This window comes from Candidatus Borkfalkia ceftriaxoniphila (genome assembly GCF_004134775.1).
In the GTDB taxonomy this organism is placed as follows: Bacteria; Bacillota; Clostridia; order Christensenellales; family Borkfalkiaceae; genus Borkfalkia; species Borkfalkia ceftriaxoniphila.
Window position 1 is genome coordinate 933,093 of sequence record NZ_SDOZ01000002.1, and the last position, 15,479, is coordinate 948,571.

A 15,479-nucleotide genomic window follows, 5' to 3' on the forward strand; every position below is an offset into this window, starting at 1 on the left:
AGAAGTTTTTCCTGTTTTTCAGGCCGCGAAATTTGGGGAGAATACCCTGCGGACGTAATGTTTGCTCGCCCAAAGCGCTTTCGCCTGATTTCTTACCTTGCAATATTCGTTCAAAGGAACGTGATTGATAAACTTTTCTTCGCCGAACAGGACGACGAACACCGTTTTGCAGAAGATCTTGATATCCAGCCATAAAGACGCGTGCATGACGTAATAGACGTCGTAATAATTGCGTTCCTCGGTGGAAAGATATCCGTTGCCGTTCACTTGTCCCAGCCCCGTAAGGCCGGGCTTGACGTAGAATTTCACCTTTTCCCAATCGCGGTAATCCTTCTCATAGGAAGGGAGCAGCGGGCGGGGCGCGATGAAACACATATCGCCTTTGAGCACGTTGTAGATCTGCGGCAATTCGTCGATCTTGAACTTGCGGATGATCCGCCCCACTCTGGTCACGTGCATGCTGTTGCCCGAAACCACGGGGTTGTCCTTATCGAACGCGACGTTTGTCGAAGTCATCGTTCGGAATTTATATACTTTGAACCTTTTCATACCCTTGCCGGTGCGCTCCTGCGAAAAGAAGACTTTGCCGCCGTCTTCCAGTTTGATCGCGATCGCAGTAACGGCGATCACGGGAGCGGTCAAGACGGCGAGCACCGCCGCAATCACGTACGAAAAAGCATATTTTACGTACAAATACATTTTCATACCAAGATTATATCATTTAAAATGCGCAAAGTAAATTAAAATTTACAATATTATTACATTTTAAAAGAATTTTTACCGTTTTATCATATTCTGCACGGTTTTTACATATCAAATCATAGAATTTTTGGCGGAAAAAAGCGAATTTTGAAGGTCGTGCCCTCTCCGAGGCGGCTTTCCACGGACAATTTCCAGCCCGCGCGCGTACACAGTTTGCGCACGATGGCGAGCCCCAGCCCGAATCCGCCGCCCGTGCCGTTGTGCGATTTATCCACCGTGTAAAAGCGCGAAAAGATATGCGGCAGATTTTCCTCGGAAATGCCGACGCCCGTATCCGATACGCAAAGTTCGGGAATTTTGCCCCCCGTGAGCGTGATTTTCAGATCGCCGCCATCCTTGTTGTAACGGATGCCGTTGCTGATCAGGTTGTTCAGAATTTCGATCATGCGCTCGCGGCGGGAAAGGATGATCACCCCCTCCTCCGCTTCGAGCGTGAACGAAATATTCCGCTCCGCGATGCGCGGCCCGAACGGCGCCGCCGTCTCTTTGACGAGCGCCGTGAGATCGACGTCGTAGGGAGGCAGTTCGTCGTTATCGATGGCGCTGAAATTGATGATGCTGCGAATAAGATTGGACAGCCGTTCGCTCTGCCGCAGAATGGTCGCAGCCGCCTCGGACACGCGCTCGTTATCGAGATTGCCCGAACCGATCAGTTCCGCGAAACCCTTGATGCTGGTGAGCGGCGTGTTCATTTCGTGCGTGACGTTGGCGATAAATTCGTTCTTGCTGCGCGCCGCCGACACCGCCTCGGTGACGTCGGTCATCAGAAGCACGCGCGTTTCCTCCACTTTTGTAAAGCGCAGCATATATTCCCGCTCGCCGAATTTATGCGAGACCGACGCGGTTTCGTTTCCCGCGAGCGCGGCGCTCACTTCGGCGTCTTCGACGAACAGCCGCACGGGTTCGTTCTCCTCGTATTCCAGAAGTTTCGCCGCGGTGCGGTTGATGAGGATCACGTCTTTCGGATCGCGGAAAATGACCATGCCGTTTTCCATGCTGTCGAGTATGAGTATTTCCAACTCGCTGTCCGCGTTGAGTTTTTTGACTTTGTCCTTGATCTCGTCGCTCATACCGTTCATCAGTTTGACGATGGGCTGCAATTCGCGGTATTTCGTGGACACGTGGCGGCCGCCCGAAAGCGACATTTCCCGCGTGAGTTTTTCCACGGGTTTTAAGATATAGGAGGTGGAAAGCCAGGTGAAGAACAGGCTGAACAGCACCACCAGAATGAGAAACCATAAAAGCGTGGGCAGCGAATCGACGAAGATGGACCACAGCGAATCGGTGGGCATGGAAATGCGCACGAGCGCCCCGTCGTCGTAAACGGTGCCGTCGCCCGAGACGAGCCGCGCGTTCACCCTGACGCAGTAGTATATCATGTCGGCATTGACGGACGCGCTGCTGCGCACGGCAAAACCCGCGCCCGATCCGAGCGCGGCGCTCACTTCCTGCCGCCCCAGATGATTTGGATAATCCGAAGCGGCGCCGTCGCTGTCCGCCACCACCGTTCCGTCGAATAAAATATACGTCACGCGCGCGCCGAACAATTTTTCGGAAAGCGCCGCAGCGCCCGCCTCGTCGAAGGGCTCGTCCTCTTCGAATTCTTCCATGTATCGCGTAAGTTGGTTTTTCGCGAAATCCAGCGACGAATTGTAATATACGTTTGCCGACAGCAAAGAAAAGAAAACCACGCCCGATACCGTAACGATGAGCGTGATCAACAGAATGCGTTTGAGCATAGTTTTTCCCCGTTATTCCCTGTAAACGAATTTATACCCCACGCCGAACACCGTTTCGATGTAGTCGATGCCGAGTTTCCGAAGGCGCGCCACGTGATTATCCACCGTGCGCGTTTCGCCTTCGTCGTACCCCCAGACCGCGTTGAGGATATTTTCGCGCGAAAGCGCCTTGCCCTCCTTCTGCATGAGATATTTCAAAAGGTTGAATTCCTTGTTGTTGAGTTCGAGTTTTACGCCGCGCAGCGTCGCGGTCATGGTCTCTTCGTCGAGCGCCAGATCCCCGCGCACGATGCCCGCGCTCTCGCCGTGGCGCCGAAGGGCGGCGTTGACGCGCGCAGTCAGTTCCAAAATACCGAAAGGCTTGGCGATGTAATCGTCCGCGCCCAGATTCAGCCCGCGCACTTTGTCCGTTTCCTGCCCCAGCGCGGAGAGCATGATACAACTCACCTGCGGATATTTCTGTTTGATCTTCGCCAATACTTCCAATCCGTTGCCGTCGGGCAGCATGATATCCAGAAGCGCGAGCGACGGCGCGCTCTTTTCCAGCGCTGCCCAGAATTCGTATACGGTATTGTACGCCGAAAGTTCGATGCCCGACATTTCAAGCGCGCACTGCACGAGTTCGCAGATACTCGTATCGTCTTCCAACAAATATACTTTCTTATTCATGGTTCCCATTATATCACACCGCGGGCGATTCATCAAACGAATGCGCCAAATAGGTCAGATGGTCTGCGGCACGTTCGAGATTGCCGACTAAGTTGATGAACACGCCGCTCGACGCGGGACGGCATCTGCCGTCGTTCAGGCGCCTGATATGGCTGTCCACGATGGCGCGGCGGGCGTGATCGATCTCGTCCTCGATGGAATCCACCGCTTTGAGCGCGGTCACGTCCCCTTCCGCGAATACCTGTTTGGTGCTCGCGTACAGCGCGAGGATTTTTTCGAACATATCTTTGAGCGAAGATTTTACGCTGTCCGAAAAAGTGATGTCGTCGCGCTTGCAGTTAGCGGTGTATCTGGTGATATTGTCGGCAAGTTCGCTGATCCTCACGATATCGTTGACGCCGTGGTGCAGCGCGGAAATGATCTTTTCGTCGCCGTAGGACACGTCGTTGGAGGAAATTCTGATCAGATAATCGACGATGCGGCGTTCGAGATCGGCGCACCGCGCGTTGAGTTCGTCCACCTTGGCTTTGGCGTCCACGTTCTCCTCGATGAACCCTTCGAAAGCGACGCTCAAAGACTGCATGGCGAGTTGCGCGAGATAATCGGTCTCCTTGGTAGCCTGGTTGAGCGCGATGGCGGGCGTCTGCAAGATACGTTCGTCGAGAAAGCGCGCCTCGTCCACAGACTTTTCCTTCTTTTCGCGGATGACTTTGGTCGCGATCTTGACGAACAGTGAGGTAAACGGCAGAAAAATCGCCACGCAGATGACGTTGAAAAAGGTGTGGAACATGGCGATCTGCGTCTGCGCCTGCGGAAACCAGCGCACGAGCGTATCCTGCATGAAAGAGGGCCAGCACAGCAGAAAGACGGTAAAAATGATAGAGCCGAACACATTGAACATGAGATGGATCAGGCTGGCGCGCTTGGCGTTGGTGCTCGCGCCGACGGAAGAGAGAATGGCGGTGATACACGTACCGATATTGCTGCCGAGCACGAGAAAGAGAACGCCGTTGCTGCCGGGTTCGCCGATGGACAGCCCCGCGCCGACCATGACGATGATGAGCGAAGTGACCGCGGAACTCGACTGTACGAGGGCGGTGAACGCGGCGCCGATGAGAAGGAGCAAAAAGGGATTGCTCACGCCCGTCAAAAAGTTTTTGAACGACTGGGAATCGCGGAAAATGGACATGGAATCGGACATGACCTGCAAGCCGAGAAAGACGAGCCCCAGCCCCGCGAGCACGACGCCGATGGTCTTGATCTTTTCGTTTTTGGAGAGCATATCCATAAACACGCCGACGCAGGCGAACACTGTGACGAACGCGATAAAGTCGAAAGCCTGCAAAGAGGCGATCTGGGCGGTGATGGTGGTGCCGATATTTGCGCCCATGATGATGGCGGTCGCCTGATACAAAGTCATGATGCCCGCATTGACAAAGCCTACGACCATGACGGTCGTGGCGGAAGAACTCTGAATGATGGCGGTGGTGACGGTGCCGATGCCCACGCCCGCGAGTTTGCTTTTGGCGGTTTTATCGAACCAGCGGCGCATGCGGCTGTTCGCCAGTTTTTCGATGCTTTCGGATAAGACTTTAAAGCCGAATAAAAACGCTCCCAGTCCTGCCAAAAGCCCGATAAACGCCCAAAAATAATCCATAACGTGCTCCTCTTGTGAAAACTACACATTCATTTTACGGAAAAGTTGTATAATACACTTGTAAAATTTGTAATAAAATTGTAATAAAATAATTGAGAGTTTCTAAACTTATATTTTATTTTTTTGCAATTTTGCTAAAATGAGCCTATAAAAAATAAAGGAGCACATATGAAAAAAATTGTAAAAACTATGATGAAAGGCGAAAGAGAAACTTTGTCCGAAGATATTTTAAAGGAAATCGATATGGAGCGAAAAGAATGCGAACAGGTCAAAAATCAACTTTTATCCCGATTGGACAAGCAAGGCCGCGAAGACTTGAAACGTTTAATAAAGGTCTCGCAAGAAGCGGCGGCATTTAAAAAGGAAGAGAGTTACGCGCAGGGACTGCGCTACGGCATTTTGTTCGGTTTGGAAACGGCAGACTGTTTTGACCGCGTACATTCTGTATTATACAACACTTATTTTCAGGATTTTTTCTGTTGCGAAATGCCGTTTACGAATGCAGAAATAGAGTCGCGCGAAAGCGCATATTTTTATTATGAAACAAAACTCGCCCAAAAGTTAAAGAATAATGAACTGCTCCATCAACTCGACATGGCGATTTACGGAATGAACGCGCCGGTTGCGGACGAATTTTTAATGCGCGGCTTTCGTAAGGGGATAAGCCTCGGCGTAGAGGCGGCAAAACTGTTGGAAGACTTTGAAAAACAATAAAAAAACGGCTGTTCCATGAGGAACAGCCGTTTTTTTATTCCAAAACCGCTTTGATACGGCGGATACCGCTGGCGGAGGATTGCTCCTTTACGATCTTAAAGGTGCCCAACTCGCCCGTGCGCCCGACGTGCGGACCGCCGCACATCTCGCGCGAAAAACCGCCGATGCTGTACGTTTTGACCACTTCGCCGTACTTGCTGTCAAATACGCCCGTGATCCCCTCTTCGCGCGCCTGTTCGTAGGGCATTTCCGCGAATACGACGGGAATATCTTCCTTGATTTTCTCGTTGACGAGCGCTTCCACCTCTCTGATCTCCTCTTCCGTCAGCGGACGGGAGAAATTGAAGTCGAACCGTAAACGCTCGGGCGTGATATTGCTGCCCTTCTGGTTGATATCGGGGGAAAGCACTTTTTTTAACGCCGCATTCAAAAGGTGCGTTGCGGTGTGCAGCCTTGTCGTCGCCTCGCCCGTATCGGCAAGCCCTCCCTTGAACTGCCCTTCCGCCACTGCGTGGCTCTTTTGCTGGTGCTCTTTAAACGCCGCTTCGAATCCAGCCGCATCCACCGTGTAGCCGCGCTCCGCCGCCAACTCTTCGGTCAGTTCGAGCGGAAAACCGTACGTATCGTACAGTTTGAACGCCTGTTTTCCGCCGATGGCACTCTCTTTCACGTAATCGGGATTTTGTTTGGACATGAATTCGTTTTTGCGCTCGATGCCGTTTACGCACTTTTCGAATTCCTTGATGCCCTTTTCCAGCGTCGCTTCGAAGCGTTCGATCTCGCGGGAAAATTCCTGCAAAATGTACTCTTCCTTTTCGGGCAGGAGCGGATACGCCTCGTTATACACCTCTTCGATAAATATTTTCGCGGCGTTCAAAAGTTCTTTGCTCTCGATGCCCAGCGTTCTCGCGTAACGCACCGCGCGGCGCATCAGTCGGCGCAGAATATAGCCCGCGCCCGTGTTCGAGGGTACGATGCCGTTCACGTCGCCGATGAGCATGACGGAAGTCCTCGTATGGTCCGCGATGATGCGCATGGCTTTTTGCGCCTCGCCGCCGTCGTCGTAGCGCTTGCCCGAAATTTTTTCCAGATACGCGATGACGCCGCTGAACAGGTCGGTTTTGTAACCGTCGGTCAGCCCGTTCAAAAAGGCAAGCATTCTGTCCAGCCCGAAGCCCGTATCCACGTTTTTGTTTTCCAGAGGCGCGTATTTGCCCCCTTCCAACTTTTTATACTGCATATATACGTCGTTGCCGATCTCCACGTAGCGACCGCAGGCGCAGTTGATATCGCACGTATCGCAGCACTTTTCGTCGTGCAGCGGATAAAACCACTCGTTATCCGGCCCGCAGGGCGTGCCGACGGTGCCCTCCAACTCCCACCAGTTGTTGGATTTATCCAGATAGAAGATATTTTCTTTACGGATGCCCAACTCTTCGAGAAATTTCGCCGTTTCCTCGTCGCGCGGCGCGCTCTCGTTGCCCGCGAACACGGTGGAACACAGTTTGTCCTTATCTAATCCAAACTCCTTTGTCAAAAGTTCGAACGACCAGGCGGTCTTTTCCTTTTTGAAGTAGTCGCCCAGCGACCAGTTGCCCATCATCTCGAAAAAGGTGAAATGCGACGCGTCGCCCACCGATTCGATATCGACCGTTCTCACGCAGCCCTGCACGTTGCACAGGCGCTTGCCCGCAGGGTGAGGTTGTCCCAGAAGGTAGGGCATGAGCGGCTGCATGCCCGCCACGTTGAACATGACGCCCGTGCTGCCGTCGCCGATCAAAGACACCGCGCCGATATTGACGTGCCCCTTGCTTTCGTAAAATGAGATCCATTTGTTCCGCAGTTGTTTGCTCGTTATCATTTTCAAATATTCCTCTCTTCGCTTATTTGCGCGTAAGCGTATATCCCTCTTTGGTGTCCTTGACCGCATAGCCGAGTTCGTCGAGTTTCGCCCGCAGTTCGTCCGACTTGCCCCAGTCTTTGGCGGCGCGCGCCGCGGCGCGCTCGTTTGCGATCGCCGTGATCTCGGCGGGGAATTCCTCTTTGACCTCTTCCGCCTTCGCCTCGTCGAGTTTCAGACCGAAAACCTTGTCCATTTCCAGAGCAAGCGCGTAAATTTTCCTGCTCGCAGGCTCTTTGAGCATGGTCCAAAGCACGCCCATCGCGCCCGGAACGTTCAGATCGTCCGTGACGTCCTCTTCGAATTCCTTTCTGTACGCCGCGAGTTTTTCGTCGGAAACGTCGTTTTCGCCCTCTCTGTGCTTTGCGACGAGCGCGCACAGCCGCGCGTAGGCGGTCTTGGCGCCGTCCATGCCCTCGAACGTGAAATTGAGTTTTTTGCGGTAATGGGTGTTCAGGCAGAAATAGCGGAAACACATGGGCGAATAACCCATTTCTTCCAACTGGCTCACGAGATAGGTGTTGCCTAATTTTTTGCTCATTTTGCCGTTGTTCACCAGCATAAATTCGCCGTGCATCCAGAATTTTGCGGGATTTTTGCCCGAATAGCCGTAACTTTGGGCGATCTCGTTTTCGTGGTGGATGGGAATATGGTCCACGCCGCCCGTGTGGATATCGAACACTTCGCCGAGATATTTTTTACTCATGGCGGAACACTCGATATGCCAGCCGGGATACCCTTTGCCCCAACGGCTGTCCCACTGCATGATGTGCTCTTTGGGCGCCTTTTTCCAGATGGCGAAATCGAAGGGGCTGCGCTTTTCGTCGTTGACCTCGACGCGCGCGCCCGCTTTCTGATCCTCTAAATTGATGCCCGAAAGTTGCCCGTAGGCGGGGAATTTGGAAATATCGAAATAAATGCCGTCGCTCGTTTCGTAACCGTAGCCCTTTTCGCACAGCGCATAGACGAAATCGAGCATTTCTCGGATATGTTCGGTGGCTTTGGGGGTGAGTTCGGGCTTGCCGATATTCAGTTTTTTCAGATCGTCGAAAAACACTTTCGTGTAAAAATCCGCGATCTCGTAGGGCGATTTCCGCTGTTCTTTCGCCGCCTTTTCCATTTTGTCCTCGCCCTCGTCTGCGTCGCTCAAGAGATGCCCCACGTCGGTGATGTTCATGACGCCCTTGACTTTATAGCCTTCGTAACGCAGGGTGCGGCGCAGGATATCCATAAAAATATACGTACGCATATTGCCGATATGCGCGAAGTTGTAAACGGTCGGCCCGCACGAATACATGCGGACGGTCTTGCCGTCAAGCGGCGCGAATTCTTCCTTTTTGCGCGTGAGCGTGTTGTATAATTTCATTTTTTTGCCTCTTTTTTATTCTTTTTGTTCGCCGCCGTGCGGTTTGCAGGGCTGAAATTCGCCGCCCGTCAGTTTTACGAGCGCGGCTTCCAACTCCGCCACGCGGGAGCGCAGCGAGCAGATCTCTTCGAGATTCGGATCGGCTTTTTCCTGCAAAAGGTCTGGTTTTTCGCCCTTGATGCGCACGACTCTGCCGGGAACGCCGACCACGGTCGCGTGCGGGGGAACTTCTTTTAAGACCACGGCGCCCGCGCCGATCTTCGCGCCTTCGCCCACGGTGAATCCGCCCAGAACTTTGGCGCCCGCGCTGATGATGCAGTCTTTTTCGATGGTCGGATGGCGCTTGCCCTTTTCCTTGCCCGTGCCGCCGAGCGTGACGCCCTGGTAAATGACCACGCCGCTCTTGACTTCCGCCGTTTCGCCGATGACGACGCCCGCGCCGTGGTCGATGAACACGCCCCCCTCGATCTTCGCGGCGGGGTGGATCTCGATGCCCGTTAAAAATTTCGCGAACTGCGAGATCATGCGCGCAAGGAGTTTTAACTTGATCTTATAAAAAAACTGGGCGCCGCGGTGCCAGGAGAGCGCGTGCACGCCCGAATAGGTAAGCCAGATCTCGAATTTATTGCGCGCGGCGGGATCGTTGCGCTTTGCGGCGTTGATATCCTGCCGCAGCCGTTTGAAAAACATTTGTCGTTTCCTCCTATCGCGTTCGATGGCAAAGAAGCCGCCCTTTTTCCTTCCAAATAAAAAAAGCGCCTCTATACAGTATATAAAGGCGCAATGCACGCTGTTCCACTTTACTTCAAAAGCCCGAAGGCTTTTCTCGTTGGCGCGATAACGGCGCGCACCGCGGGGGATTGGCCCGTCCTCAAGCGCGGAAACGCACCTTCTCAGCAAAAATTTGCGCCGATTTCAGCCGCGTCGGCACTCTCTTTGAAACTCGCTGATACTCTTTTTCCGCATCGGAAACACTATTTAATTGGATTTGTGCCGTCATTTTATCACGATTTACGGCAAAATGCAAGCGTTTTTACGCGATGAGCGGCGCGATCTTGTATTCCGCGAACGCCGCTTGCACCATTTCGGGATTGGTGATGCGGTAATCTAAAAGAAAACGGATCACCACGTCGCGCGCGTCGGAATAATCGAACGAGTATCCGCACGCCGCCAAAAGTCCGTTCACGTCTTCAAGGCTCGCGCCCGTTATGAGCGCGATTTGATAGATCAGATTCTTTTCGGGAAGGTATTTGCCCTTCAAAATGCCCTTCCAGGTCGCCTCGGGATAGTCGAACTCCTTGTAAAATTCCGCGGGGGAAAAGCCCTTTTTCTCGATGACGCTTTCGATGCGCGCGGCGGGCACGGCGCTGTGATGAAAAATCGCCTTCCAGCGCAGTTTCAAGGGCGCGACCTTTACGGTAAAGGAAAAATTGTTGTCGACGTACTTTTCCTTGACCTCTTTCAAAATCACCGCGGGCTGCGGCTGACAGTATATTTTGCGCATTTCGTTGGACGCCATTTCGCCCTGTTCGATGCGGTTCTGATTTTTGAGGATCATGCACATGGTCACCGATTCGTAACTCTTGACGCCGGCGATCAGATCGTAATTTTCGTATTTCTTAGCAAAGTATTCGTCTAAATCGCGAATGAGATCTTCACTCATAGTCAACCTCGATATTTTCTTGACACTATTATACATGATTTGCGCGAAAAAACAAAGTAATTCGCGTGCGCGGAAAAATTTTTCCGTCTTTTCACCGAAATTTGAAAAGAATTCACAATTCCTGAACATTTTATTGATTTTAGCCGACGCTTATGATATAATAATAACCGATATTCGACCATAAGGGGGGCCCCATTACGAAACGAACGAGAATCGAAGAGATCGCGCTTCTCATCGAGAAGAACGGCAAAATGAGTCTGGAAGAGTTGGCGGAGCAATTTCCCGACGTATCGGACATGACGCTGCGGCGCGATCTATTGCAACTGGAAAAGGAAAACAAGGTCATCCGCGTGCGCGGAGGCGCCATGTCGGTTCTGGAAGTGCAAAAGCGCTCGGGGGAGGCGTACGCGCAGAAGACCACCATCAACACCGACGCGAAAAAGGCGATCGCCAAAAAGACGGCGGCGCTCATCGACGAGGGCGTGAGTTTGTTTCTGGACGGCGGCACTACCGCCATGTACCTCGCGAAAGAACTTCCCGACCGCCCCTGCCATATCTTCACGAACGGCATCGCCGTGGCGGAGGAACTGGCGCACAAAAAACAGCCCAACGTGGTGCTGGTCGGCGGCACGCTCATCAAGGAAAATCTTTCCACCGCGTCCCCTTATTCGCGGGTGTTTCTGGAAAACACGAATTTCGAACTTGCGATCATATCCGCTTCCGCGTTTTCCTTCGCGCACGGGTTTTCCTGTTTGGGGCAGGTGGAAGCCGACCTTCTGAAATTTATTCTGGATAAAGCGAAAATGGTATATATGATGCTCGATACTTCCAAAATAGACAAGATCATGCCCTATACCTTCGCATCCCCCGAGGACATCGACGTACTCATTACCGACGATAATCTGCCCGCCGCGGTAAAAGCAAGTTTCGAAAGCAAAAATATCGTAGTCGTTTAAAAGAAAGAGGAGAATATGGAAACAGCAATCCGCGTACTGGACATTATACTGAAAGTCTTTTTAGTCATGTCCTTTTATAAATTCGTTTATATGATCATAGGTTTTTGCCGCAAGGCAAAAACCTTTTCAGTTACTGAAAAGAAACATCGTTACGCCATAGTGATCTGCGCCCGCAACGAAGAAAAGGTCATCGGCAACCTGTTGGACAGCATTGCGGGGCAGGATTATCCCAAAGACAAACTGCACGTGTTCGTGATCGCGGACAACTGCACGGACGAAACCGCCGCCATCGCGCGCGCAAAAGGCGCCACCGTGTACGAGCGGCACGATCTTTCCAAAGCGCGCAAAGGTTACGCGCTCGGGTTCGGGTTCGATCGGATCAAGGAAGATTACGGCATCGAAAATTTCGAAGGATATCTCTTTTTCGACGCGGACAACCTTTTGCGCCCCGATTACGTCACCGAAATGAACAAAGCGTTCGATACGGGCGAACTCGACGTAATTACGGGCTACCGCAATACGAAAAACTTCGACACGAATTGCATTTCCGCCGCGTACGGCATTCACTTTTACAGAAGTTCGCTCACATACCACCGCCCCAGGCAGTTATTGAATTCCGCCACGCACCTCGCCGGCACAGGCTATCTCGTGAAAGCGGAGATTTTAAAGGACGGCTGGCGCTGGTATTGTCTGACCGAGGATACCCAACTCACCCTCTACCTCGTGGCGCACGGATATAAGATCGGCTACTGCGAGGCTGCGGAATTTTTCGACGAACAGCCTGTCGGATTCGGAACGGTCATCAAACAGCGCATGCGTTGGTTCAAGGGCCGCCTTTACGCGTTTTTTGCCTATGCGCACCAGGAGATCGCGGGCATGTTCAAAAAGAAAACGCAGAAATGGGCGTGTTTCGATATGTTGTTTTACGCCTTTCCTTACGGTTTGGTCACGACCGTCATATCTTTGGCGGTCACCGCCCTTTCCGTCGCGCTCGCGGTGCAGGCGGGCACCGTGATGGATTCCTACGGGCCGCTGGCGACGCTCAAAAGCATGGGAATGGACCTTTTGAGTTTCTGGCTGATGACCGTGTTCACCGGCACCGTGGTCGTCATACGCGAACGGAAACACATTCATTGTACGACGAAGAAACTCGTCCTGTACGTACTGCTCTTCCCCTGGTTCGATTTTATCGAGATCCCGCTCGCGATCTTCAGCCTGTTCATGCACGTCACCTGGAAAAAAATCAAACACGTGGACACGACCAGGATCGAACAACTCGTCCCCGTAAAGACGGACGTGCCGCAAACGGTTATCATGAAAGACAAAGCGTCCTGATAAAAAAAGCGCGCCCGAAAGGGTGCGCTTTTACTATTTGATCAGACTGACGATCAGCATGATGATGACCGCGGGAACGCCGAAAATACCCGCAAGCAGCGCCGTCCACCACACGAGCGGGATTTCCACCGCGGGGATAAAATTCAAAAGCCAGATGGCGAGCGCGCCGATGACGGCGTTTAAAACGATCGTAAAAATGGTTTTGAACGTCGCTTTGAATAACTTCAGACCGATCAGCAACAGCACGATGACCGCCGCCGCGATCAGGATATATTGAATGGTTTGGCTCATATCGAACTCTCCTTTTTATGATAGTATGCGCCGCGCCGCGATCCTTTATGCGAAAATCGTCAACCCAATTTTTTATGTTCTCCCGTCAGGGAAAAGAGTACCCATTCAGCGATATTCACCGCGTGGTCGCCGATGCGTTCGAGATATTTCGCCACCATCAAAAGATCGAGCGCGCGTTCGTTGCCGCCCTCGTCGCCGCTCCGGTGCATGACGGAAGTCAGTTTCGTTTTGATTTTGATAAAACATTCGTCCACGACGTCGTCCGCGCGGCATATCTCGCGCGCTTTTTGCTCGCTGCGCTCGGTGAACGCCTGCATGACGCCTACGACCATCTTCTGCACCGCGTCCGCCATCGCGCTCATCTCTTCGGGGATCTCCCCCTCTTTCAACCCGCTCATTTTGACCACCAGTTCGCTGATATCCACCGCCTGGTCGGCGATACGCTCCATGTCCGTGATCATCTTCATGGCGGAAGTGATAAAAAGAAGGTCGCTTGCGACGGGTTGCTGACGGATGATGAGTTTTAAACACAGGCGCTCGATCTCGCTCTCCTTTTCGTCCACCGCGTTTTCATAGCGTTTGATAGCGCGCACCACGCTGACGCTCCCGTACAATTCCCCCTCTTTTCTGGGAGGGATCGCGGGGCTTTTGAGCGCCGCGACCACCTGTGCGATCGCCTGCGAATTCAGATCCCCCATTTCGGTAAGCAACGATTTCAGTTCCGCGAGTTGCTCGTTATATTGATTTCTGACCATATCAGCCAAACCTCCCCGTGATATAATCTTCCGTTCTCCTGTCCCGCGGCTTATCGAAAATCTGATCAGTTTCGCCGAATTCGATGAGATCGCCCAACAGAAAAAACGCGGTCTTGTCGGAAATGCGCGCCGCCTGCTGCATATTGTGCGTGACCATGACGATGGTGTAATTCTGTTTCAGTTCCTGCGCCAAATCTTCGATCTTGGAGGTGGAAATGGGATCGAGAGCGCTCGTCGGTTCGTCCATCAGAATGACTTCGGGTTCGACGGCGAGCGCGCGCGCGATGCAAAGGCGCTGCTGCTGTCCGCCCGAAAGCCCCAGAGCGCTTTTTTTCAGACGATCTTTCAGTTCATCCCAGATGGCTGCCTGCCGCAAAGATTTTTCCACGATCTCGTCCAGCGCCGCCTTTTTTTTCACGCCGTGCGTCTTGGGGCCGTAGGCGACGTTGTCGTACACGCTCATGGGAAACGGGTTGGGTTTCTGGAACACCATGCCCACGCGCTTGCGAAGATCGTTGACGTCCACTTTCCCGTACAGATCTTCGCCGTCGATCAGCACTTCTCCGTAAATTTTGCAGTCGGGCACGAGGTCGTTCATGCGGTTGAGCGATTTCAAAAAGGTGGATTTTCCGCATCCCGACGGACCGATGAACGCGGTGATCTCCTTTTCTTTGATGTCCATATCAATATTTTTCAGCGCATGAAAATTGCCGTAATATAAATTTAATCCCTTTACGTTGAACTTATCCAAGATCAGTACTCCTTTTTGAGTTTTGCGCCGACGAATTCCGCCAACCCGTTGATGACGAGAACGAGCGCGATGAGCACGACGGCCGCCGCCCACGCTTCCTTTTCGTACAGCGCGTTGGTCGCGAGAATATAGACGTGAATGGAGAGCGTTTCGCCGCCCTTTAAAAATCCGCCCGCCACGTTGGTGGCCGTGCCCGCCGTATAGATGAGCGCGGCGGTCTCCCCCACAATTCTGCCAAGGCTTAATATAACGCCCGAGATGATGCCCGACATGGCGGAGGGCAGAATGATCTTGAAGATCGTACGGAGTTTTCCTGCGCCCAGCGCGAAACTGCCTTCGCGGAAAGAATCGGGCACGGCTTTTAACGCCTCTTCCGTGGTGCGCATGACGAGCGGCAGGATCATCAGCGCCATCGTGAGCGCGCCCGAGAGAACGGAAGTGCCCCAACCGAACAACTGTACGAAAAAGAGCATGCCGAAAATGCCGTACACGATGGAAGGGATGCCCGCCAGCGTTTCCGCAGCCATGCGCACGATCTTGACGAACACGTTATTGGATTTCGCGTATTCGACCATAAAGATCGCGGCGAACACGCCGAGCGGCACGGCGACGGCGAGCGCGGTGCCCGCAATGAACAGCGTGTTTAAAAGCGCGGGCAGCATAGATTGGTTTTCGGTGGTATATTCCCATTCGAACAGTCTGGCGGACAGGTTGGGAACGCCCTGTACGAGCGTATAGACGAGCACCCACAAGACTGCGCCCACGGTGATCGCCGCCGCAAGCAGCACCAATACGAGCGCGCCGAGCGAAAAAGGTTTTTTCAGATAGGCGCGCAGTTTATCCGATACGCTCTGCCTGTTGATGGCGACGGCGCCCTGCGGCATTTGCGATGCGGGCAGAATTTTTTCGCGTTCCATAAAT

15 protein-coding genes are annotated in these 15,479 nt (G+C 52.9%); 3 read left to right on the forward strand and 12 right to left on the reverse strand.

What is annotated here, in order from left to right:
- Positions 1 to 18 precede the first annotated feature (18 nt).
- The 4 genes from ESZ91_RS04440 to ESZ91_RS04455 form a co-directional block, all read right to left on the reverse strand.
- Positions 19 to 705, reverse strand: a complete 687-nt coding sequence (locus ESZ91_RS04440) for a sugar transferase (RefSeq protein WP_129224518.1) — start codon at positions 703 to 705, stop codon at positions 19 to 21.
- A 113-nt stretch (positions 706 to 818) separates the two neighbouring features.
- Positions 819 to 2,501 (reverse strand): sensor histidine kinase, encoded by a 1,683-nt coding sequence (locus ESZ91_RS04445; protein WP_129224520.1) that lies wholly within the window; start codon positions 2,499 to 2,501, stop codon positions 819 to 821.
- 12 nt (positions 2,502 to 2,513) lie between these two features.
- Complete coding sequence (locus ESZ91_RS04450) at positions 2,514 to 3,170, reverse strand: response regulator transcription factor (protein WP_129224522.1); 657 nt, start codon at positions 3,168 to 3,170, stop codon at positions 2,514 to 2,516.
- 13 nt (positions 3,171 to 3,183) lie between these two features.
- Positions 3,184 to 4,827 (reverse strand): Na/Pi cotransporter family protein, encoded by a 1,644-nt coding sequence (locus ESZ91_RS04455; protein ID WP_129224524.1) that lies wholly within the window; start codon positions 4,825 to 4,827, stop codon positions 3,184 to 3,186.
- A gap of 168 nt (positions 4,828 to 4,995) precedes the next feature.
- Between ESZ91_RS04455 and ESZ91_RS04460 the strand changes: the two genes are divergently transcribed.
- A complete protein-coding gene (locus ESZ91_RS04460; RefSeq protein ID WP_129224526.1) occupies positions 4,996 to 5,541 on the forward strand; it encodes a hypothetical protein in 546 nt (181 codons plus the stop codon).
- Between the two features lie 34 nt (positions 5,542 to 5,575).
- Here ESZ91_RS04460 and ESZ91_RS04465 read toward each other — a convergent pair whose 3' ends face one another.
- The 4 genes from ESZ91_RS04465 to ESZ91_RS04480 form a co-directional block, all read right to left on the reverse strand.
- Entirely contained in the window at positions 5,576 to 7,402 is a 1,827-nt protein-coding gene (locus tag ESZ91_RS04465; RefSeq protein ID WP_161971052.1) for an alanine--tRNA ligase, read from the reverse strand.
- 22 nt (positions 7,403 to 7,424) lie between these two features.
- Positions 7,425 to 8,807 (reverse strand): cysteine--tRNA ligase, encoded by a 1,383-nt coding sequence (gene cysS / locus ESZ91_RS04470; protein ID WP_129224530.1) that lies wholly within the window; start codon positions 8,805 to 8,807, stop codon positions 7,425 to 7,427.
- A gap of 15 nt (positions 8,808 to 8,822) precedes the next feature.
- The gene (gene epsC, locus ESZ91_RS04475; RefSeq protein WP_129224532.1) at positions 8,823 to 9,497 is read right to left on the reverse strand and encodes a serine O-acetyltransferase EpsC; all 675 of its coding nucleotides are present in this window, start codon (positions 9,495 to 9,497) and stop codon (positions 8,823 to 8,825) included.
- Between the two features lie 343 nt (positions 9,498 to 9,840).
- A complete protein-coding gene (locus tag ESZ91_RS04480) occupies positions 9,841 to 10,470 on the reverse strand; it encodes a hypothetical protein (protein WP_129224534.1) in 630 nt (209 codons plus the stop codon).
- 221 nt (positions 10,471 to 10,691) lie between these two features.
- Here ESZ91_RS04480 and ESZ91_RS04485 point away from each other — a divergent pair, with 221 nt between their 5' ends.
- A complete protein-coding gene (locus ESZ91_RS04485; RefSeq protein WP_268878047.1) occupies positions 10,692 to 11,426 on the forward strand; it encodes a DeoR/GlpR family DNA-binding transcription regulator in 735 nt (244 codons plus the stop codon).
- Between the two features lie 15 nt (positions 11,427 to 11,441).
- Positions 11,442 to 12,761 carry a glycosyltransferase family 2 protein gene (locus ESZ91_RS04490; protein ID WP_129224538.1) on the forward strand — a complete coding sequence of 440 codons (1,320 nt, stop codon included), beginning with the start codon at positions 11,442 to 11,444 and terminating at the stop codon, positions 12,759 to 12,761.
- A gap of 33 nt (positions 12,762 to 12,794) precedes the next feature.
- On the opposite strand, the gene ESZ91_RS04495 is transcribed toward ESZ91_RS04490, so the two are convergent.
- Genes ESZ91_RS04495 through pstA form a run of 4 tightly spaced genes read right to left on the reverse strand, consistent with a single transcriptional unit; the run spans position 12,795 to position 15,475 of the window.
- Positions 12,795 to 13,052 (reverse strand): pro-sigmaK processing inhibitor BofA family protein, encoded by a 258-nt coding sequence (locus ESZ91_RS04495; RefSeq protein WP_129224540.1) that lies wholly within the window; start codon positions 13,050 to 13,052, stop codon positions 12,795 to 12,797.
- Positions 13,053 to 13,111: 59 nt separating this feature from the next.
- Positions 13,112 to 13,807, reverse strand: a complete 696-nt coding sequence (gene phoU / locus ESZ91_RS04500; protein WP_129224542.1) for a phosphate signaling complex protein PhoU — start codon at positions 13,805 to 13,807, stop codon at positions 13,112 to 13,114.
- A gap of 1 nt (position 13,808) precedes the next feature.
- Positions 13,809 to 14,561: a phosphate ABC transporter ATP-binding protein PstB gene (pstB, locus tag ESZ91_RS04505; RefSeq protein ID WP_129226248.1), complete on the reverse strand. Its 753-nt coding sequence runs from the start codon at positions 14,559 to 14,561 to the stop codon at positions 13,809 to 13,811.
- Positions 14,561 to 15,475 (reverse strand): phosphate ABC transporter permease PstA, encoded by a 915-nt coding sequence (gene pstA, locus ESZ91_RS04510; RefSeq protein WP_129224545.1) that lies wholly within the window; start codon positions 15,473 to 15,475, stop codon positions 14,561 to 14,563. Before pstA ends, pstB begins: the two co-directional genes overlap by 1 nt.
- Positions 15,476 to 15,479: the final 4 nt, after the last annotated feature.